Consider the following 17,356-nt stretch of genomic DNA (forward strand, 5'->3'; position numbering starts at 1 on the left):
CCCCCCGCCCAAATACCACCATTCCCCCCCCCCCGCGGCCGGGCCCGGCCCCCCCCCCCCCCCCACCCCCCGCCCCCCCCCCCCCAAAAACCCCCCCCCCCCCCCCCCCCCCGGGGGCCCCCCCCACCCCCCCCCCCGGTCAATTCGTCAACGGCGCAGACCGAGCTTCTCGATCAGCGTCTGATAGCGCGCGTCATCCTTGCGCTTGAGATAGTCAAGCAGGCTGCGGCGCTGGGAGACGAGAGCGAGCAGACCACGGCGGGAATGGTTATCCTTCTTGTGGTCCTTGAAGTGGTCGGTCAGGTTCTTGATGCGCTCGGAAAGGATGGCCACCTGGACTTCCGGAGACCCGGTGTCGCCCTTGGCGGTTGCGAATTCACCCATCAATTCTTTTTTGCGCTCGGCAGTAATCGACATCGTGTTTTTCCTTATCTGTTTGAGGAAACGGGACGCCCTCAGCCGGGATGTCGTCCAGCAGGGGCCGGTACAAGCAACGTGTCATTGCACGATGCTGCGGCGCATATAGTGCAATTCAGGCAAAAACACCAGCCCAATTCACAAGCCGGCTTTTTGATGCACAAACGGAGATTTCCCTTCGGCTATAACCACTTCCTCCATCTGAAGAAAGCGATGAGCCCGAGCGCGATAAGCGCCATGAACACGAGCGCCGCCGGGTAGCCGTACTGGGCCTTCAATTCGGGCATGTTCCACGGCGAGCTTTCGGGGTCGAAATTCATGCCCCAGACGCCGACGAGAAAGGTGAGCGGGATGAAAATTGCCGAAATGATCGTCAGGACGCTGATGACGTCGCTGGTACGCGCCTGACTCAGCGACAGGTGCATCTCGATTAGGCCGGTCAGCATGTCGCGCTGGGTTTCGACCAGTTCGATGAGCCTGAGCGAGTGATCGAGCGTGTCGTTCAGGAAGACCTTGGTTTCAGCCTTCACATAAGGCACATCGTTGCGGATCAGCGTCGCCAGCGCATCGCGCATCGGCCAAAGCACCCCCTTCAGCACGTTGGCGTCGCGCCGCAACTCGTGAAGCCGCCGCATCTGGTGCTTGTCCGCCGCGCGCAGCATCTGGTCCTCGATGCTGTCGACCAATTCGCCGGCAGTCTCGATCGGCGGGAAATAGCTGTCGACGATGGCGTCGATCAGCGCATAGGCGAGATAGTCTGCGCCGCGTGCGCGCAACCGATTGGGCATCGAGCTTTCGATGCGCTTGCGCACGGGATCGAACGGATCGCCTTCGCGTTCCTGGAAGGTGACGACGAAGTTCTTGCCGAAGAAGACGGCGATCTGCTCGTAACGATGCGCGGTGACGTCGTCGATCATCCTGACGACGACAAAGGCATGGTCCTCGAAGAAGTCCACCTTCGGCCGCTGGCCGGTGTTGACGACGTCTTCAAGCGCCAGCGGATGCAAGCTGAAAATCCGGCCGATCTCCTCGATTAGCGGGATGTTGGCGAGACCGGTACAGTCGAGCCAGATGACCGGCCATGTGTCGCAACTGGCTTTGACGTCGTCGATGCTGGCATCTTCGATTGTCTCGAATTTGTCGGGCGACATCAGGGTCAGTCGCAGTTAGCTACGCCTCGCGGCCGGGTCGGCGATCAGCGTGCCCGGCGACGCGCCGACCGGCGGCCGCCGTGCTGTCACCGGCGCCCGCTTCTTGATCGTCTCGGCCTTTGCCATGTGCCCCCTCGGATGTTCGAGTCTCATCGAGACTAGACGACGGGGCTCACCCGGCAAAGACCCGCTTCGGCTTGAACATGCCTTGCTCGATGGCTCCGATGGCGACCAGTTTGCCGCGTGCCGTGGCGCAGGCTTCCTCGGCTTCCACCGGCGCGTCGCGGCCACGAATGATGACCGGATTGCCGAGGCGGATTTTTGTTGCCGCGTCGTCGCTGATCGCGATCTGCGGCAGGCAGTCGAGCGCGGCTGATGTATCGACCAGAAGCGCGTCGATTGCGTCGAAATCGACCGGCAGATCGGGAGCGTCAGATGCACCATCGGCCGTATCCGGATCCTCGTCGCCCCGTTCGCCAAAGCGGGCGGCTTCCAACTCGGCGATGGTGACGAAGTCTTCCTGCGTGAACGGCTCAACCTCGATCCGACGCAATTCGGCGATGTGACCGAAACAGCCGAGGTCGCGGCCCATGTCGCGGGCCAGCGAGCGCACATAGGTGCCCTTGCCGCATTCGACCTCGAAAATGCTGCGATCGGCATTGTGCTCGATTAGGTCGAGACGGCCAATCTCGACTTCCCGCGCCGGGATGTCGACCGTCGCGCCGTCGCGGGCAAGGTCATACGCACGCTCGCCTGCGATCTTGATGGCCGAGAACTGCGGCGGCGTCTGCATGATGACGCCGGTGTATGTCGGCATCAGCAAAAGCACATCGGCTTCTGCCGGACGCTGGTCGGAGCTTTTCGTCACCGGCCCTTCGAGATCATCGGTCGAACGCTCCTCACCCCAGGCAACGGTGAAGCGGTAGACCTTGGCGCCATCCTGGACATAGGGCACGGTCTTAGTCGCTTCACCGAGCGCGATCGGCAGCATGCCGGAAGCGAGCGGGTCGAGCGTGCCGGCATGACCGGCCTTTTCCGCCTGGAACAGCCATTTGATCTTGGAGACGGCTTCGGTCGAACCCATGCCGACGGGCTTGTCCAGCACCAGCCAGCCGGAGATCGGCCGGCCCTTCTTCTTGCCGCGACGCGCCACTATTTTTCGTCCTTGTCGTTGTCTTTATTCTGGTCGTCAATCTGGGCATCTGCGCCGAGATCACGCGCCACCTCTGGCGAGTGAAGCAATTCGTTGATCTTCTGGAAATTGTCGTAGCTGGTGTCGAGCCGGAAACGGAATTCCGGCATGTACTTCATCTGCCGGAGTGCGCCGGAGACGCGGCCGCGGACGAATTTCGCATGCCTGTTGAGCGCCTCGACCACCGCATCGGGATCACTTGCGCCGAGCGGCGAGACGAAGGCCGTGGCGATCTTCAGATCGGGCGACATGCGCACTTCGGAGACCGAAACCACGGCATTCTCGATCAGCGGATCGATGATCTCGCCGCGCTGCAAGGTTTCCGACAGTGCATGGCGCACCTGTTCGCCGACGCGCAGCATGCGCTGGGATGGGCCTGACGTGGTTGAACGGGGCATTTTTCTCTATCCTGAAATCGTGAAGCGCGGGATGGGACCGCGCCGCATGTCTCATATGGTTTGGGCGGCGGTCTTTCGACCACCGCCCGGTCTCAGTAGATGCTCGAACGCAAGATGCTCGAACTCAGAGCGTCCTGGTCACCATCTCGACGCGGAAGCACTCGATGACGTCACCGACGCGCATGTCTTCATAGTTCTGGAAAGCCATGCCGCATTCCTGGCCGCCCGGGACTTCCGCAACTTCGTCTTTAAAGCGCTTCAGAGTCTTCAGCGTGCCTTCGTGGATGACGACGTTGTCGCGGATCAGGCGAACGCCCGCGCCGCGCTCGACCTTGCCTTCGGTGACACGGCAGCCGGCGATCTTGCCGACCTTGGTGATGTCGAAGATCTCGAGGATCTCGGCATTACCGATGAAGGTCTCGCGACGCTCCGGCGAGAGCAGGCCGGAGAGCGCTGCCTTCACGTCATCCACGAGGTTGTAGATGATCGAGTAGTAGCGGATCTCGATGCCTGCCGCCGCGGCAGCCGCGCGCGCCTGCACATTGGCGCGAACGTTGAAGCCGATGATTGCGGCACCCGAGGTTTCCGCCAGCGACACATCGCTTTCGGTGATGCCGCCAGCACCCGCATGGACGATGCGCGCACGAACCTCGTCGGTGCCGAGCTTGTCCAGCGCCGCGTTGATTGCCTCGATCGAGCCCTGCACGTCGCCCTTGATGACCAGCGGGAATTCCTTCAGCCCGCTCGTCTGCAGTTGCGACATCATCTGTTCGAGCGAGCCACGCTGGCCGGCATGCCTGGCCACCGCCTTCTCGCGCGCCAGACGCTGGCGGTACTCGGTGATCTCGCGGGCGCGGGCCTCATTGTTGACCACGGCGAAACGGTCGCCGGCCTGCGGGGTTCCCTGCAGACCGAGCACTTCTACCGGCATCGCCGGAGGCGCTTCCTTGATCTGACCGCCACGGTCATTGACCAGCGCACGCACCCGGCCCCATTCGTTGCCGGCAACCAGGATGTCGCCAGGCATCAGCGTGCCGGTCTGGACCAGAACGGTGGCGACGGGACCGCGGCCCTTGTCGAGCTGGGCTTCGATGACGACGCCCTCGGCGGTACGGTCCGGATTTGCCTTCAGGTCGAGGATTTCGGCCTGCAGCAGGATCGCTTCGAGCAGCTTGTCGAGATTGGTGCCCTTGGTCGCCGACACTTCGACATCCAGCACCTCGCCGCCCATCGATTCGACGAAGACTTCGTGGCGCAACAGTTCCGAGCGCACCTTCTGCGGGTCGGCGTCATGCTTGTCGATCTTGTTGATCGCCACGATGATCGGAACGCCGGCCGCCTTGGCATGGCTGATCGATTCGATCGTCTGCGGCATCACGCTGTCGTCGGCCGCAACCACGAGGATGGCGATATCCGTCGCCTGAGCCCCGCGGGCGCGCATCGCCGTGAAGGCGGCGTGGCCGGGCGTGTCGATGAAGGTGATCTTGTGACCGTTCTTCTCGACCTGGTAGGCGCCGATATGCTGGGTGATGCCGCCGGCCTCGCCGGACACGACATTGGCATTGCGGATGGCATCGAGCAGCGACGTCTTGCCGTGGTCGACATGGCCCATGATGGTCACCACCGGCGGACGCGGCTCGAGATCTTCGGGACGATCGGCGATGTTGAACAGGCCTTCCTCGATGTCGGACTCGGCGACGCGGCGAACCGTGTGGCCGAATTCGGTGGCGACCAGCTCGGCCGTGTCGGCGTCGATGACGTCGCCCGGCTTGAGGATCTGGCCCTGTTTCATGAAGAACTTGACCACATCGACGGCGCGCTCGGACATGCGCTGCGCCAGTTCCTGGATGGTGATGGTTTCGGGCAGTATCACTTCGCGCATGACTTTCTCGCGCGGTTCGTTATGCAGCGCGCGCTTGAATTTCTCCTGGCGCCGACGCATCGACGACAGCGAACGTGCACGCGCATCCTCATCGGAAAGTGCGGCATTCAGCGTCAGCTTGCCGCGGCGGCGATCTTCTTCGCCCTTGGTCGGCTTGGCCGGGCGCGCCACTTCGGGCGTGACCGGACGGCGCACCGGGGCACCGGCGCCGGTCCGCTTCGGCTTGATGTCCTCGTCGTCGGCTGTCGCCAGTTCGGCGGCCAGCGGCGCGCGGCGGCGCGCCTCTTCTTCGGCCCGCCGGCGGGACTCGGCTTCGGCCTGCAGTCGGGCTTCTTCCTCGGCCTGGCGGCGCGCGGATTCCTCGCGCTCGCGACGGCGGCGCTCTTCATCCTCGGCGCGGCGCTTGGCCTCGTCGATGGCGCGCTGGCGATCCTCGACGTCGCGCACCTTCGAACCCTCCAGGGCCCTGCGGCGCGCCTCCATCTCATTGCGCGACAATTCGTTCAGCACCATGCCGCCGCGTTCAACAGGCGGCGGAGGCGGCGGCGCCTTGGGCGCTTCCTGCACGACAGGCGCTGCCGCAACCGGCGGCTTCGGCGTGAAGACAGACACAGGGGCAGCGGCCGGCTCCGGCTTGTCGCCGGGCAGCGAGAACTTGCGCTTCTTGGTCTCGACCACGACCGCCTTAGTGCGGCCATGCGAGAAGCTCTGGCGCACGATGCCCTGTTCCGTACCGGGGCGCTTCAGCGTCAAGGTCTTCTTCGGCGTCACACTCAACGTCTTGTCGTCGCCCGATTTCGTATCGCTCATTCCATATCCTCTGCGGCATCATCTTCGTCAGCAACGGCCGCAAGCATTGCCAGATCGTCCGGGGAACCGCCCCGATACCGGTCGAGCGCAACCATGCGCTTCTGGACCGCCCTGCCCGCGTCTCCCGCGAGAACGGCAGCATGTATCACATTTGTACCCCCCAATGCCAAGCTCAACTCGGCCTCGGAGAAAAGTTTGTAGGCAACGATGGCGGGGCCACCAAGGTGGACGGTTGCCCGTCGCGCCTGGCTGATCTTGCGGACGCCGTCATCTGACGCCTCGGTCGCATGCAACACGAAAAGCGCCAGCCCACCACGCACCGCGCTCTCGACCTTGGTGGCGCCGAGCGCGATCGCGCCTGCCTTGCGGGCAAGACCGAGCATGCCCAGAGCGGATCTGGAAAGCAGCCCGTCGACCATGCCGCCGAGATCGGTCGGCACGGTCACCTGCGCCTTGAAGGCGCGGGCGAACAGGTTTTTCGCTGCCGCCTTGTCGATATGTAGGCGGTCGGCCGTCACCCAGCAACCGCGGCCGGGCAGGTTTTTCTTGATATCCGGAACGACGGCCGAATCCGGGCCGACGACGAAACGGATCAGTTCATCCGGTTCGGCCTGTCTGCGCGTAACGATGCAAGTGCGATCGTTCATCTCGTCCAAGGGCGGGTTGTGTGCGATGCGGTTTCACCTCACGCACCAACGGCTTCGTCAGCCGGCACGTCTTCGGCTGCTAGCTCGTCTTCGGTGATCCAGCCGGCCTTGAGGCGGGCGGCCAGAACCATCTGCTCGGCATCGGCGCGCGACACGCCGTGGCTGGCGAGCACACCGGGGAACACCTTCGTCTCGCCGTCCTTGCGTTCCTTCCAGCCGGTCAGGTCGTCAGCCGCATAGCCGGCGAAATCCTCGATCGTCTTCACGCCGTCCTCGCCGAGCGTCACCATCATGGCGGTGGTCACGCCGGGAATCTCACGCAGCTCGTCCTCGACGCCCAGCGCCTTGCGCTTCTCGTCATGCTCGGCTTCGATCTTCTCCAGGTACTCGCGGGCGCGGGCCTGGATTTCCGAAGCGGTGTCCTCGTCGAAGCCGTCGATCGACGCGATCTCGTCGGCGTCGACATAGGCAACTTCCTCGACGCTGGTGAAGCCTTCGGAGGCCAGCACCTGGCCGACCATCTCGTCGACGTTGAGCGCATCCATGAACAGCGCCGAGCGTTCGACGAACTCCTTCTGGCGGCGCTCGCTCTCTTCCTGCTCGGTCAGGATGTCGATATCCCAGCCGGTGAGCTGCGAGGCAAGCCGGACGTTCTGGCCGCGACGGCCGATGGCCAGCGACAGCTGGTCGTCCGGCACCACGACCTCGATGCGTTCGGCGTCCTCGTCGAGCACGACCTTGGCGACTTCCGCCGGCTGCAGGGCGTTGACGATGAAGGACGCGGCCGAAGGCGACCACGGAATGATGTCGATCTTCTCGCCTTGCAATTCGCCGACCACCGCCTGAACGCGGCTGCCGCGCATACCGACGCAGGCGCCGACCGGATCGATGGAACTGTCACGCGAGATGACGGCGATCTTGGCGCGCGAACCCGGATCACGAGCGACCGACTTGATTTCGATGATGCCGTCGTAGATTTCGGGCACTTCCATGGTGAACAGCTTCGCCATGAACTGCGGATGGGTGCGCGACAGGAAGATCTGCGGGCCGCGCTGCTCGCGGCGCACGTCATAGACATAGGCGCGGACGCGATCGCCATATTTGTAGTTTTCGCGCGGGATCAGCTCGTCGCGACGGATGATCGCCTCGCCGCGGCCGAGATCAACGATGACGTTGCCATATTCGACGCGCTTGACGGTGCCGTTGACGATCTCGCCGATGCGGTCCTTGTACTCGTCATACTGGCGGTCACGCTCGGCCTCGCGCACCTTCTGCACGATGACCTGCTTGGCCGACTGGGCCGCGATGCGGCCGAAATCCATGGGCGGCAGCTGTTCGGCAATGAAGTCGCCGAGCTGCGCGTCGGGATTGCGCTCGCGCGCCGAGGAAATGGCGATCTGCGTCGCATAGTCGTCGACCTTCTCGACCACTTCCATCAGCCGCTGCAGCTTCATCTCGCCGGTGTTCGGATTGATGTCGGCACGGATATTGGTTTCCTGGCCATAGCGCGAGCGCGCAGCCTTTTGGATCGCATCGGCCATGGCGGCGATGACGATCGACTTGTCGATCGACTTTTCACGCGCGACCGCGTCGGCGATCTGCAGCAGTTCAAGCCTGTTGGCGCTTACAACCATCTTTTTTCTCCCGAGCTTGTTGCCGAGCCTTTAGCGCCCCGGCAGCCCAATCACATTTCCTGTTCGGTTTCATCTTCCGCGCCCGCTTCCCCGCCCTCTGGCGTGTCTTCGGGTTCGCCGCGGCGCTTCTTGGCTTCCTTGCGTGCCCTGTTGTCCTTCGACAGTGCATCGCGAATAAGATCGTCGGTCAGGATCAGCCGCGCTTCAGCAATCGCATCATAGGGCACGCGCACTGTCGGCTCCTCGCCATAGGCCGGCTTGTCGCGCTCGATCAGCACGCCGTCTGCGTCGCTCTCGGCGATCTTGCCCTTGAAGCGTTTGCGGTCGGCGACAAGGACCGAGGTTTCCATCTTCACCAGATGGCCCGTCCAGGTTGCAAAATCCGATTTGCGGACCAGCGGCCGGTCGATACCCGGCGACGACACTTCAAGATGATACGCCTTTTCGATCGGATCATCGACATCGAGCGCCGGCGACACTGCCCGGCTGACCTCTTCGCAATCCTCGACGGTCATGGTGCCGTCCTCGCGTTCGGCCATGATCTGCAGCGTCAGCCCGTTCTGGCCCGTCAGATGTACCCTGACGAGGCGGAAGCCGATGGCACGCAGCACCGGCTGCACGATCAGCGCGATGCGCGCATCGATGCCGCTTTCGCGGATGATGCGGTCGTCGCTGTCGGTTGCCGTTGCAGTCATTCGATTCCTGTCGTGTCATTGGTGGTCGGAGGGTAATAAAAAAGAGCGGGACCGGGTGGACCCACTCTTCGCCATACCGACCAAGAATTTGAAGCTGATATAGACGATCGCCGCCGTCGTTTCAAGTCCGCATGCAGGGCAGGGCGAAAGTGCCGGAGGCGACAGCCTTGCACAGGACGCATGGCGGCCCTGCGGCAACGCCCCTGTGACATCAGGCAATACGCGCTTATCTATGTTGCGCTGCACAAATTCAATCACGCATTGCAGCAGGCGAAAGGGCATATCATGACCAACCGCAAGGTTTTCTCGGCCATCGGCGATTTCTTCGCCGTGTTCGGCAGCGCCGTCTCGGCTTCGCAGGCCGTCGAAGCCGGCCGCAAGCCGCGCGCGCACGATCTGCGCAATCTCGGCGTTGATCCGGCCGCCTTCGATAAGATCGGCCGCTTCTAAGACCGGTGACGCAGGCGAGGACATCCTTGGTCCTGGTTGACGGCGAAGCGCGCAATGCGCGCTGATTAACGCAACATACCTATCTTCGGACGAAGGTGAGATACGCCGGCCGGCGGCCTTCACGAATGGCCTTTGCCTCGTAGCGCGTGCCCGGCCAGCCCTCATAGGGCCGATACCAGTCGGCTGCCTCTTCGGCCTGCCACGCAAAGGCACCATGTACCCGGCAGTGCAGCAGCGTCCAGTTCACATAGCTATCGATATCGGAAGCAAAGCGGAATTTTCCGCCTGACTTCAGGACGCGCGCGAAACGGTCGAGATTGACCGGACTGACGAAGCGGCGCTTCCAGTGTTTCTTCTTCGGCCAGGGATCGGGATAGAGCAGGTCGATGCCGTCGAGTGAGGCTTGCGGGAGCCAGTCGAGCAGGCGCGTGGCGTCGTCGTCATAAACCCGAAGATTGGCAAGCGGCCGTTTCACGACCGCCATCATCATCTTGGCCATGCCATTGACGAAAGGCTCGACGCCGACAAAACCGGTCTCAGGAACCGCCGTCGCCCGATGCAGCAGGTGCTCGCCGCCACCGAAACCAATTTCAAGGTGAATGGCACGGACATCGGCGTCGAACAGGCTGCGCAGTTCGTGCGGCGGTCCGGCCGTCAGATCGAGCCGGTAGGTGCTGAAGCCGCTTTCCAATGCCGCCGCCTGCTGCGGTCGGATGGTCTTGCCGCGCCGGCGACCGAAAAACGCTTCGGTCGCGCGGCTTGGCCGATCTTTCGGATCCATGTCTTCGGATCCCGGCGCTGCGGCTAGGCCGCGACTGCTTCGGCTGTCGATTCTGCGAGTGCGTCCTTGAGCGCCTTGGCGAGGTCGGTCTTCTCCCAGGAGAAAGACCCGTCGCGGCCGGCCTTGCGGCCGAAATGGCCGTAGGATGACGTCTTGGCGTAAATCGGCTTGTTGAGATCGAGATGACGGCGGATGCCAGACGGCGACAGGTCCATCACGGTGCGAAGCGCTTGCTCGAGCTTCGCCTCATCGACCTTGCCGGTGCCGTGCAGGTCGACATAGACCGACAGCGGCTGGGCGACGCCAATGGCATAAGAAAGCTGGATGGTGCAGCGATCGGCGAGCTTCGCCGCCACCACGTTCTTGGCGAGGTAGCGCGCCGCATAGGCCGCGGAACGGTCGACCTTAGTGGTGTCCTTGCCGGAAAAAGCACCGCCGCCGTGAGGCGCCGCACCGCCGTAAGTGTCGACGATGATCTTGCGGCCGGTCAGACCGGCATCGCCGTCGGGCCCGCCAATGACAAACTTACCCGTCGGGTTGATGTACCAATTGCAGCTGTCGGCGATCTTCAGCTCGCCCAGCGCCTCGCGGATATAGGGCTCGACGACGTTGCGGACCTTCTTCGAATCCCAGCTGGCGTCGAGATGCTGGGTGGACAAGACAATCTGCGTCACTTCCGCCGCCTTGCCGTCGACATAACGGACGGTGACCTGGCTCTTGGCATCGGGCCCGAGCCGGCCGGCATCGCCGTTGCCCTCATGGCGCGCGGCGGCCAGCAATTCGAGGATCTTGTGGCTGTAGTAAATCGGCGCCGGCATCAGATCCGGTGTCTCGCGGCAGGCATAACCGAACATGATGCCCTGGTCGCCGGCCCCTTCCTCGCCTTGCCGATCGGAGGCATTGTCGACGCCCTGTCCGATATCCGGCGACTGGCCGTGCAGCAGAACCTCGATCTTTGCCGTCTTCCAGTGGAAACCGGCCTGTTCATAGCCGATTTCACGGATCGCCTTGCGAGCGGCCGACTTGAACTTCGCCGGGTTGACGAGCGGATGACCGGCGGCATCTATCAGGATGTTGCCGGCTTTGTCCTTCTTGAGCAGCGTCTCGGGAACGCGCACCTCGCCGGCGATGACGACGCGATTCGTGGTCGCCAGCGTTTCGCAGGCGACGCGAACCTTCCAGGGATCCATGCCGGTCTTTCTTGCCTCGCGATAGACCAGATCGACGATCTCGTCGGAGATGCGATCGCAGACTTTGTCGGGATGGCCCTCGGCAACGGATTCCGAGGTGAATAGATAGTTTTGCCGCGTCACGGGTGTCCCCTCTTGAAAAAATATCGGCAAGCTGCCGATTGGCGCGCCACGTGTTAACGGTGCCGGACGGCGCTCGTCAAGCGGTGCGGCCATTCTGGCATCAAAATCGCGCTATTATCTTGTGCCACTGTGACCGGCGGCAGGATGCCGCCAGCGGGCTAAGCTCCAACATTTTGATGAAAAGGGACTTTGAGTATGGGTATCGAGCAAAATCGATTCCATCTGCGGCCTGGCTGCCGGATCTAAATTCCTTGACACGCGAGATCGCGAGAATTGCGAGCCTGCTAAGACGGGCTCACCATTTTCCGGCTTTTAAACGGCCCGCCAAATCGATCGGCTCAGATCAACCTGCCCAGTCAATCGACTTCGTCGGCGGAAAGGGCCTTCACAAGCTCAATGATCTTGCGGCGTATCTTCACGTCGGCGATTTTGACGAAGGCCCGGTTGAGTTGGAGACCTTCAGGACTGCCGCAGAATTCGACGGCAAAAGCCATCGACGTATCTTCGGCAAATCCACGGTTGCCCACCGCTTCCTGGCCCGGCGCGTCCTCGAAAAAGAAAGCGACAGGCACGCCGAGTATCGAGGCGATTGCCTGCAAACGGCTGGCGCCTACGCGATTGGTCCCCTTCTCGTATTTCTGTATCTGCTGAAACGTTATGCCGAGGTTCTCGCCCAGCTTCTCCTGACTCATTCCCAACATGTTGCGGCGAAGTCTGATGCGACTCCCGACATGGATGTCGATAGGATTCGGCTTCTTCTTGTTCTCTTCTGTCATTTTTTCCTCGCCGAATTTTTCCGGCCTTGTGTTTTTTGCCCAAACAAAGCCGGCGGCCAGTGCCCCAACACAACGACGTACCGACTTCGAGAAATTTTAGGCCGTTACAGTATGAGTTTCTAATGTGTCGACTGTCAATTCACCCGTAGCCTTTGCCTTACATTCGAGGTGAAGGCAGCCAAGGCAAACAGCAACATGATCAGCAGTCCGTTAATGCGTCTTTGGCTGGAAGAAACGACGGCTTGATTGGAAATCGGCACATCGACATCGATGGCTCCGCGTGCGTCGATCGCCAGCGCATCGAGGATCTGCCCGCGCGGATCAACTACAGCGGAGATGCCGTTATTGGCTGCGCGCAACAAGGGCACCCCGTTCTCCACCGCACGAATCTGCGCCTGCCTGAAATGCTGGTATGGACCCGGCGTGTCACCGAACCACGCGTCGTTCGTGACATTCACAATAAGCTCAGCTGACGTAGCGTCAACCGCTACCAGATCGGGAAAGATGACTTCGTAGCAAATGAATGGAAGCGCGCGGATGCCGCCGGGCAGCGCGATGGGGTGCCGCTCATTGCCCGCCGCGTAGGTCATCGGCCCGGCGACGAGCTGTTTGAGCCCGAGGCGGCCAAGCAGGTCGGCAAAAGGCAGATATTCGCCAAAGGGCACCAGATGGACCTTGTCGACGGCGTCAGTGATTTCTCCCTTGTCGTCGATCGCCACCACCGAATTGTAGTACCGCCTGTCGGCGTTCGCCGCCGAGCCGCCCTCTTCCCGGACAACGCCGGCGATCAGCATTTGGCCGTCGCCAAGCATTTCTCCCAGCGCGGCCAGCGCATCGGGACGTTGGGCGAAAAAAAACGGCACGGAGGTTTCCGGCCACAGGATCAATTGCGGCTTGTCATGGCCAGCCTCAGGCGACTTGGCCGAAAGCCCCATCAGTGTGGCGAAGATCCGGTCGGGCACCGAAGCGTCCCATTTCTCGCTGAGATCGACGGCCGGCTGCACGATGCGGACGTCGATTGCGCGGGTTGCGGGCTCGACCTTGGCGGCAAGCCTGATAAAGCCGAAGCCGACATGGACGGCGACGAGAGCGACAAGCAGCGCTGCCCCCAGGCGGACATGCCGGCGCGCCGCAAGAAGAGCCGGCAATGCAAAGACGAAGACCGCCAGCGCGTTCATGCCGATCATGCCGGTCACCGACACGCTCTGCATGAGCAAAGGCACCGGCATCGCTGCGTAGCCGACGGCATTCCAGGGAAAGCCGGTGAACAGAAAATCGCGCAGCCATTCCGCCAGGCCGAAGCCGAAGGCAAGGGCAGCGATGCGGCCGATGTCGTTGCTCCACAGCAGCCGGGCAACCGCGGTCGCGAAGCCGTAGAAAAAGGCGAGCGCCAGCGGAATTCCGACGACGGCGAAGGGAAGTGCCCAGGCGAAACTGTCGGCCTCGACCAGAAGCGCCGAGCCGATCCACCACAGGCCGGCGAGAAAATAACCGAAGCCGAACCACCAGCCGATGGCGAAGGCCGGCCGCAAACGCCGGAACCAGCCGTCGGAGGCTTCGCCGGTCGCGCCGTCGAGGAGCCAGACCAGCAGCGGAAACGAAACGAAACAGACGGCGAAGAAATCGTAAGGCGCCTGGGCAAGAACCGCCAGCGCCCCAGCAAGAAATGCCACAAGCGCGCGGCGCCAGCCCCACAGCAGAATTATCCGGCCGGCCAGGCGCTTCATCAATGCTTCCGAGTCGTGCGAATCACGGAGCAAGATTTATCAGGCCGCAGTCCGCGCTCCAAACGGCCAGCGATTCAGCCGGCGCGCCGGATTGAATTTCGGCGCACGATCCCGAACGGAAGCCCGTTTGCGGCGAAACTGGTTGCGCAAGGGGCGAGTTCGCATATTCTCCTTGTGGGAGAAGATTTTGCAACTATGGGAGGAATAAATGTCCGACAACAAACTCTCGCGTCGTAGGTTCCTGGAAAAGTCCACCGCCATCACGGCCGGTGCGGCCGCAGCGACGACGCTCTCGGCCCCGGCCGTGCTGGCGCAGGCGCCGGTGACCATCAAGATGCAGACCTCCTGGCCCGCGTCGGACATCTGGATGGATTTCGCCCGGCTATACATAGAGCGCGTCGAAAAAATGTCGGGCGGCCGGTTGAAGTTCGAGCTCCTGCCCGCGGGTGCGGTCGTGGGCGCGTTCCAGGTGCTGGATGGCGTCAATGACGGGGTCATCGACGCCGCGCACACCGTCCCCGTCTACTGGTACGGCAAGCACAAGGCCGCGTCGCTATTCGGAACTGGCCCTGTGTTTGGCGGCAGCGCCACCACCATGCTCGCCTGGTTCCACCAGGGCGGCGGCAAAGACCTCTACCGCGAGCTGACGCAGGACATCATGGGGCTCAACGTGGTCGGCTTCTATGGCTTCCCGATGCCTGCGCAGCCGTTCGGCTGGTTCAAGAATCCTGTCACGACCACCTCGGAATTGCAGGGATTCAAGTACCGGACGGTGGGTCTTGCCGCCGATCTCATGCAAAACCTCGGCCTTAGCGTGGCGCAGCTGCCCGGCGGTGAAATCGTGCCCGCCATGGAGCGCGGAGTTATCGACGCTTTCGAATTCAACAATCCGTCATCCGACCTTCGCTTCGGTTCGCAGGACGTCGCCAAGAACTATATCTTGTCGTCCTATCATCAGGCGAGCGAGTCGTTCGAATTCCTGTTCAACAAGGACGTGTTCGACGACCTCGACGACGATTTGAAGGCCATTCTCGAATATGGCGTGGAGGCGGCCAGCACTGCGACCACCGCAGTCGCCCTCGACAACTATTCGGCCGACCTGCAGAAACTGCAGACCGAGCACGGTGTCGCCGTGCACCGCACCTCCAAGGAGATTCTCGACGCACAACTCCAGGCTTGGGACAAGATCATCCCGACGCTGGAGGCGGATGAGTTCATGAAGCGGGTGCTCGACAGCCAGCGCCAATGGGTCGAACGTGTTGTCTATTACGAGCTCATGAATTCAGCCGACCTGACACTGGCATATGAACATCATTTCCCCGGCAAGCTGAAGCTCTAATTCGCGCCTCCGCTTCGGCAGATCCGGCGGTCTTCCCGACCGCCGGATTGTACCTGACGGAACCCTGCACATGCTCCGTTACATTGCATTCGCCGATGAACTTTCGGCATGGTTTGGAAAGGTGTTCGCCTGGAGCGTCGTCATCATGACGCTCGGCGTGAGCTATGAAGTTGTCGTGCGATACCTGTTCAGCGCGCCGACCGCCTGGGCATTCGACCTCAGCTACATGCTCTATGGCACCATGTTCATGATGGCCGGCGCCTACACCCTGTCGCGAGACGGGCATGTGCGCGGCGACTTCATCTACCGTCTGTGGAAGCCGCGCACCCAGGCGGCGGTCGAACTTGTCCTCTACATCATCTTCTTCTTCCCAGGCGTGACGGCGCTGGTTCTGGCCGGATGGAAGTATGCCGCACGCAGTTTCCGCTATCTCGAGGTGAGCTCAAACAGTCCGGCCGGCATTCCGATCTTCCAGTTCAAGGCCGTAATCGTGGCGGCAGGCATCCTGCTCTTCGTGCAGGGGATTGCCCAGGTGTTCCGCTGCGTCGTCTGTCTACGGACCGGAACATGGCCTCGCGCGGCTGAAGACGTGGAAGAGACCGAGAAGGTGCTGATGGAAGCCAAGACGCTCGATGTTCTGCATCACGGTTCGGAAGCAGTCGACCTTCCATTCCTCCACCCCGACAATCAAACCCGCCGCGACGGAGAAGACAGATGAGCGATCCTCAGGTCGCCGTCGCGATGCTGCTCATTCTGCTTCTGGCGATCTTCCTTGGCTTCCCGGTTGCGTTCACTTTGATGGCGCTCGGGGTCGCCTTTGGCTACTATGCTTATTTCGATCCGGGGCGGATGTGGCGCCCCTACCAACGGGCGGTTGAGGATGGTGCCGACGCCTGGACGCTTACGGAGCATTGGATCGGCGGCTTCTTCAACAACCGCATTTTCGATCTGTTCGTGAATCAGACCTATTCCGTGATCTCGAACGACGTGCTGACCGCTATCCCGCTGTTCCTGTTCATGGGCTACATCGTCGAGCGGTCCAATATCATCGAGCGTCTTTTCGGCACCCTCTATATCGCTACCCGGCGCGTTCCTGGCTCCATGGCGGTCGCTGCCCTTATTACCTGCACCCTTTTTGCAACGGCCACAGGCATTGTCGGCGCGGTCGTGACACTCATGGGCTTGCTGGCGTTTCCCGCCATGCTGAAGGCGCGTTATGACGTCAGATATGCCTCGGGAGTGATCTGCGCGGGTGGGACCCTCGGCATCCTCATTCCGCCGTCCATCCTGCTCATCGTCTATGGCGCGACGGCGGGTGTGTCGGTGGTCCGTATGTATGCGGCAGCCCTGTTTCCAGGACTGCTGCTTGCCGGTCTCTATCTGATCTATGTGGTGGCGAAGGCGGTGCTGCAGCCACAGGTGGCGCCGAAGCCGACCAGAGACGAGGTAGGGCACTATTCGGTCGTGCAAATCAGCTGGATGCTGCTGACTTCCTTCGTACCCTTGGCGGTGCTGATCCTCGCGGTGCTCGGTGCTATTCTCTTCGGCTTCGCCACGCCTTCGGAGGCTGCCGCCATCGGCGCGCTCGGCGGCGTCATGCTGGCCGCCGCCTACCGGGCCCTGACATGGCAACGCCTGAAGGAGGCCGTCTATTTGACGGCGCGCACGACCGCGATGGTGTGCTGGCTGTTCGTCGGCTCCGCGACGTTCGCGTCGGTCTTTGCCTATCTGGGAGGCCAGCAACTGATCAGCGATTTCGTCACCGGCCTCGACATGTCGCCGCTGATGTTTCTGATCGTCGCCCAGATCATCATCTTCATCCTGGGCTGGCCGCTGGAATGGACAGAGATTATCGTGATCTTCGTTCCGATCTTCCTGCCGCTGTTGGCGCATTTCCAGATCGATCCGCTGTTTTTCGGCGTGCTCGTCGCAGTCAACCTTCAGACGGCCTTTCTGTCGCCACCCATGGCTATGTCGGCCTACTACCTCAAGGGCATTTCGCCGCCGCATGTCCAGCTTTCGGACATTTTCCGCGGAATGATGCCCTATATGCTGATCGTCATCCTGTGCATGGTCATCATCTACATCTTCCCGCAGATCGTGTACGGGCTGCCCAACCTGATCTACGGGGGCTGAGACGGGGA

Annotated in this window: 17 protein-coding genes; 3 read left to right on the plus strand and 14 right to left on the minus strand. The window is 62.1% G+C overall.

The window, feature by feature from the left end:
- Positions 1-147 precede the first annotated feature (147 nt).
- The 14 genes from rpsO to lnt all read right to left on the minus strand — a co-directional run bounded on the left by rpsO (position 148) and on the right by lnt (position 13,873).
- Positions 148-459 (minus strand): 30S ribosomal protein S15, encoded by a 312-nt coding sequence (gene rpsO, locus AC0L26_RS23335; protein ID WP_280953385.1) that lies wholly within the window; start codon positions 457-459, stop codon positions 148-150.
- Positions 460-599: 140 nt separating this feature from the next.
- Entirely contained in the window at positions 600-1,583 is a 984-nt protein-coding gene (gene corA / locus AC0L26_RS23340) for a magnesium/cobalt transporter CorA (RefSeq protein ID WP_473634858.1), read from the minus strand.
- Complete coding sequence (locus tag AC0L26_RS23345; RefSeq protein ID WP_473634702.1) at positions 1,584-1,721, minus strand: hypothetical protein; 138 nt, start codon at positions 1,719-1,721, stop codon at positions 1,584-1,586.
- 19 nt (positions 1,722-1,740) lie between these two features.
- Positions 1,741-2,721, minus strand: a complete 981-nt coding sequence (gene truB, locus AC0L26_RS23350) for a tRNA pseudouridine(55) synthase TruB (protein WP_473634703.1) — start codon at positions 2,719-2,721, stop codon at positions 1,741-1,743.
- Complete coding sequence (gene rbfA, locus AC0L26_RS23355) at positions 2,721-3,158, minus strand: 30S ribosome-binding factor RbfA (protein WP_473634704.1); 438 nt, start codon at positions 3,156-3,158, stop codon at positions 2,721-2,723. Before rbfA ends, truB begins: the two co-directional genes overlap by 1 nt.
- Before the next feature lie 124 nt (positions 3,159-3,282).
- Positions 3,283-5,850, minus strand: a complete 2,568-nt coding sequence (gene infB / locus AC0L26_RS23360) for a translation initiation factor IF-2 (RefSeq protein WP_473634705.1) — start codon at positions 5,848-5,850, stop codon at positions 3,283-3,285.
- The gene (locus AC0L26_RS23365; RefSeq protein ID WP_473634706.1) at positions 5,847-6,497 is read right to left on the minus strand and encodes an RNA-binding protein; all 651 of its coding nucleotides are present in this window, start codon (positions 6,495-6,497) and stop codon (positions 5,847-5,849) included. The genes infB and AC0L26_RS23365 overlap by 4 nt, the downstream gene beginning before the upstream one ends.
- Positions 6,498-6,535: 38 nt before the next feature.
- The gene (nusA, locus tag AC0L26_RS23370; RefSeq protein WP_128243336.1) at positions 6,536-8,131 is read right to left on the minus strand and encodes a transcription termination factor NusA; all 1,596 of its coding nucleotides are present in this window, start codon (positions 8,129-8,131) and stop codon (positions 6,536-6,538) included.
- Between the two features lie 50 nt (positions 8,132-8,181).
- Complete coding sequence (gene rimP / locus AC0L26_RS23375; RefSeq protein WP_473634707.1) at positions 8,182-8,826, minus strand: ribosome maturation factor RimP; 645 nt, start codon at positions 8,824-8,826, stop codon at positions 8,182-8,184.
- Between the two features lie 15 nt (positions 8,827-8,841).
- Positions 8,842-9,300, minus strand: coding sequence for a hypothetical protein (locus AC0L26_RS23380; RefSeq protein WP_473634708.1), 459 nt, complete (start codon positions 9,298-9,300; stop codon positions 8,842-8,844).
- A gap of 55 nt (positions 9,301-9,355) precedes the next feature.
- Entirely contained in the window at positions 9,356-10,057 is a 702-nt protein-coding gene (gene trmB, locus AC0L26_RS23385; protein WP_473634709.1) for a tRNA (guanine(46)-N(7))-methyltransferase TrmB, read from the minus strand.
- Positions 10,058-10,080: 23 nt separating this feature from the next.
- Positions 10,081-11,370 carry a methionine adenosyltransferase gene (gene metK / locus AC0L26_RS23390; protein WP_473634710.1) on the minus strand — a complete coding sequence of 430 codons (1,290 nt, stop codon included), beginning with the start codon at positions 11,368-11,370 and terminating at the stop codon, positions 10,081-10,083.
- A gap of 356 nt (positions 11,371-11,726) precedes the next feature.
- Positions 11,727-12,146 carry a helix-turn-helix domain-containing protein gene (locus tag AC0L26_RS23395; RefSeq protein WP_352934465.1) on the minus strand — a complete coding sequence of 140 codons (420 nt, stop codon included), beginning with the start codon at positions 12,144-12,146 and terminating at the stop codon, positions 11,727-11,729.
- Between the two features lie 134 nt (positions 12,147-12,280).
- Complete coding sequence (lnt, locus tag AC0L26_RS23400; protein ID WP_352934050.1) at positions 12,281-13,873, minus strand: apolipoprotein N-acyltransferase; 1,593 nt, start codon at positions 13,871-13,873, stop codon at positions 12,281-12,283.
- Positions 13,874-14,081: 208 nt separating this feature from the next.
- On the opposite strand from lnt, the gene AC0L26_RS23405 reads away from it, so the two are divergent.
- The 3 genes from AC0L26_RS23405 to AC0L26_RS23415 all read left to right on the plus strand — a co-directional run bounded on the left by AC0L26_RS23405 (position 14,082) and on the right by AC0L26_RS23415 (position 17,348).
- On the plus strand, positions 14,082-15,212 hold the full coding sequence (locus AC0L26_RS23405; RefSeq protein WP_352934051.1) for a TRAP transporter substrate-binding protein: 1,131 nt from the start codon (positions 14,082-14,084) through the stop codon (positions 15,210-15,212).
- A 70-nt stretch (positions 15,213-15,282) separates the two neighbouring features.
- Positions 15,283-15,930 (plus strand): TRAP transporter small permease subunit, encoded by a 648-nt coding sequence (locus tag AC0L26_RS23410; RefSeq protein ID WP_473634711.1) that lies wholly within the window; start codon positions 15,283-15,285, stop codon positions 15,928-15,930.
- Positions 15,927-17,348: a TRAP transporter large permease gene (locus tag AC0L26_RS23415; RefSeq protein WP_473634712.1), complete on the plus strand. Its 1,422-nt coding sequence runs from the start codon at positions 15,927-15,929 to the stop codon at positions 17,346-17,348. The genes AC0L26_RS23410 and AC0L26_RS23415 overlap by 4 nt, the downstream gene beginning before the upstream one ends.
- Positions 17,349-17,356: the final 8 nt, after the last annotated feature.

The sequence above is a fragment of the Mesorhizobium sp. WSM4823 genome, assembly GCF_055811195.1.

Coding starts and splice junctions, on each gene's coding strand:
- AC0L26_RS23415 (WP_473634712.1), top strand. CDS start 15,927: ATGAGCGATCCTCAGGTCGCCGTCGCGATGCTGCTCATTCTGCTTCTG.
- AC0L26_RS23380 (WP_473634708.1), bottom strand. CDS start 9,300: ATGTCCTCGCCTGCGTCACCGGTCTTAGAAGCGGCCGATCTTATCGAA.
- AC0L26_RS23345 (WP_473634702.1), bottom strand. CDS start 1,721: ATGAGACTCGAACATCCGAGGGGGCACATGGCAAAGGCCGAGACGATC.
- infB (WP_473634705.1), bottom strand. CDS start 5,850: ATGAGCGATACGAAATCGGGCGACGACAAGACGTTGAGTGTGACGCCG.
- rimP (WP_473634707.1), bottom strand. CDS start 8,826: ATGACTGCAACGGCAACCGACAGCGACGACCGCATCATCCGCGAAAGC.
- trmB (WP_473634709.1), bottom strand. CDS start 10,057: ATGGATCCGAAAGATCGGCCAAGCCGCGCGACCGAAGCGTTTTTCGGT.
- AC0L26_RS23395 (WP_352934465.1), bottom strand. CDS start 12,146: ATGACAGAAGAGAACAAGAAGAAGCCGAATCCTATCGACATCCATGTC.
- AC0L26_RS23410 (WP_473634711.1), top strand. CDS start 15,283: ATGCTCCGTTACATTGCATTCGCCGATGAACTTTCGGCATGGTTTGGA.
- AC0L26_RS23405 (WP_352934051.1), top strand. CDS start 14,082: ATGTCCGACAACAAACTCTCGCGTCGTAGGTTCCTGGAAAAGTCCACC.
- rbfA (WP_473634704.1), bottom strand. CDS start 3,158: ATGCCCCGTTCAACCACGTCAGGCCCATCCCAGCGCATGCTGCGCGTC.
- AC0L26_RS23365 (WP_473634706.1), bottom strand. CDS start 6,497: ATGAACGATCGCACTTGCATCGTTACGCGCAGACAGGCCGAACCGGAT.
- lnt (WP_352934050.1), bottom strand. CDS start 13,873: ATGAAGCGCCTGGCCGGCCGGATAATTCTGCTGTGGGGCTGGCGCCGC.
- nusA (WP_128243336.1), bottom strand. CDS start 8,131: ATGGTTGTAAGCGCCAACAGGCTTGAACTGCTGCAGATCGCCGACGCG.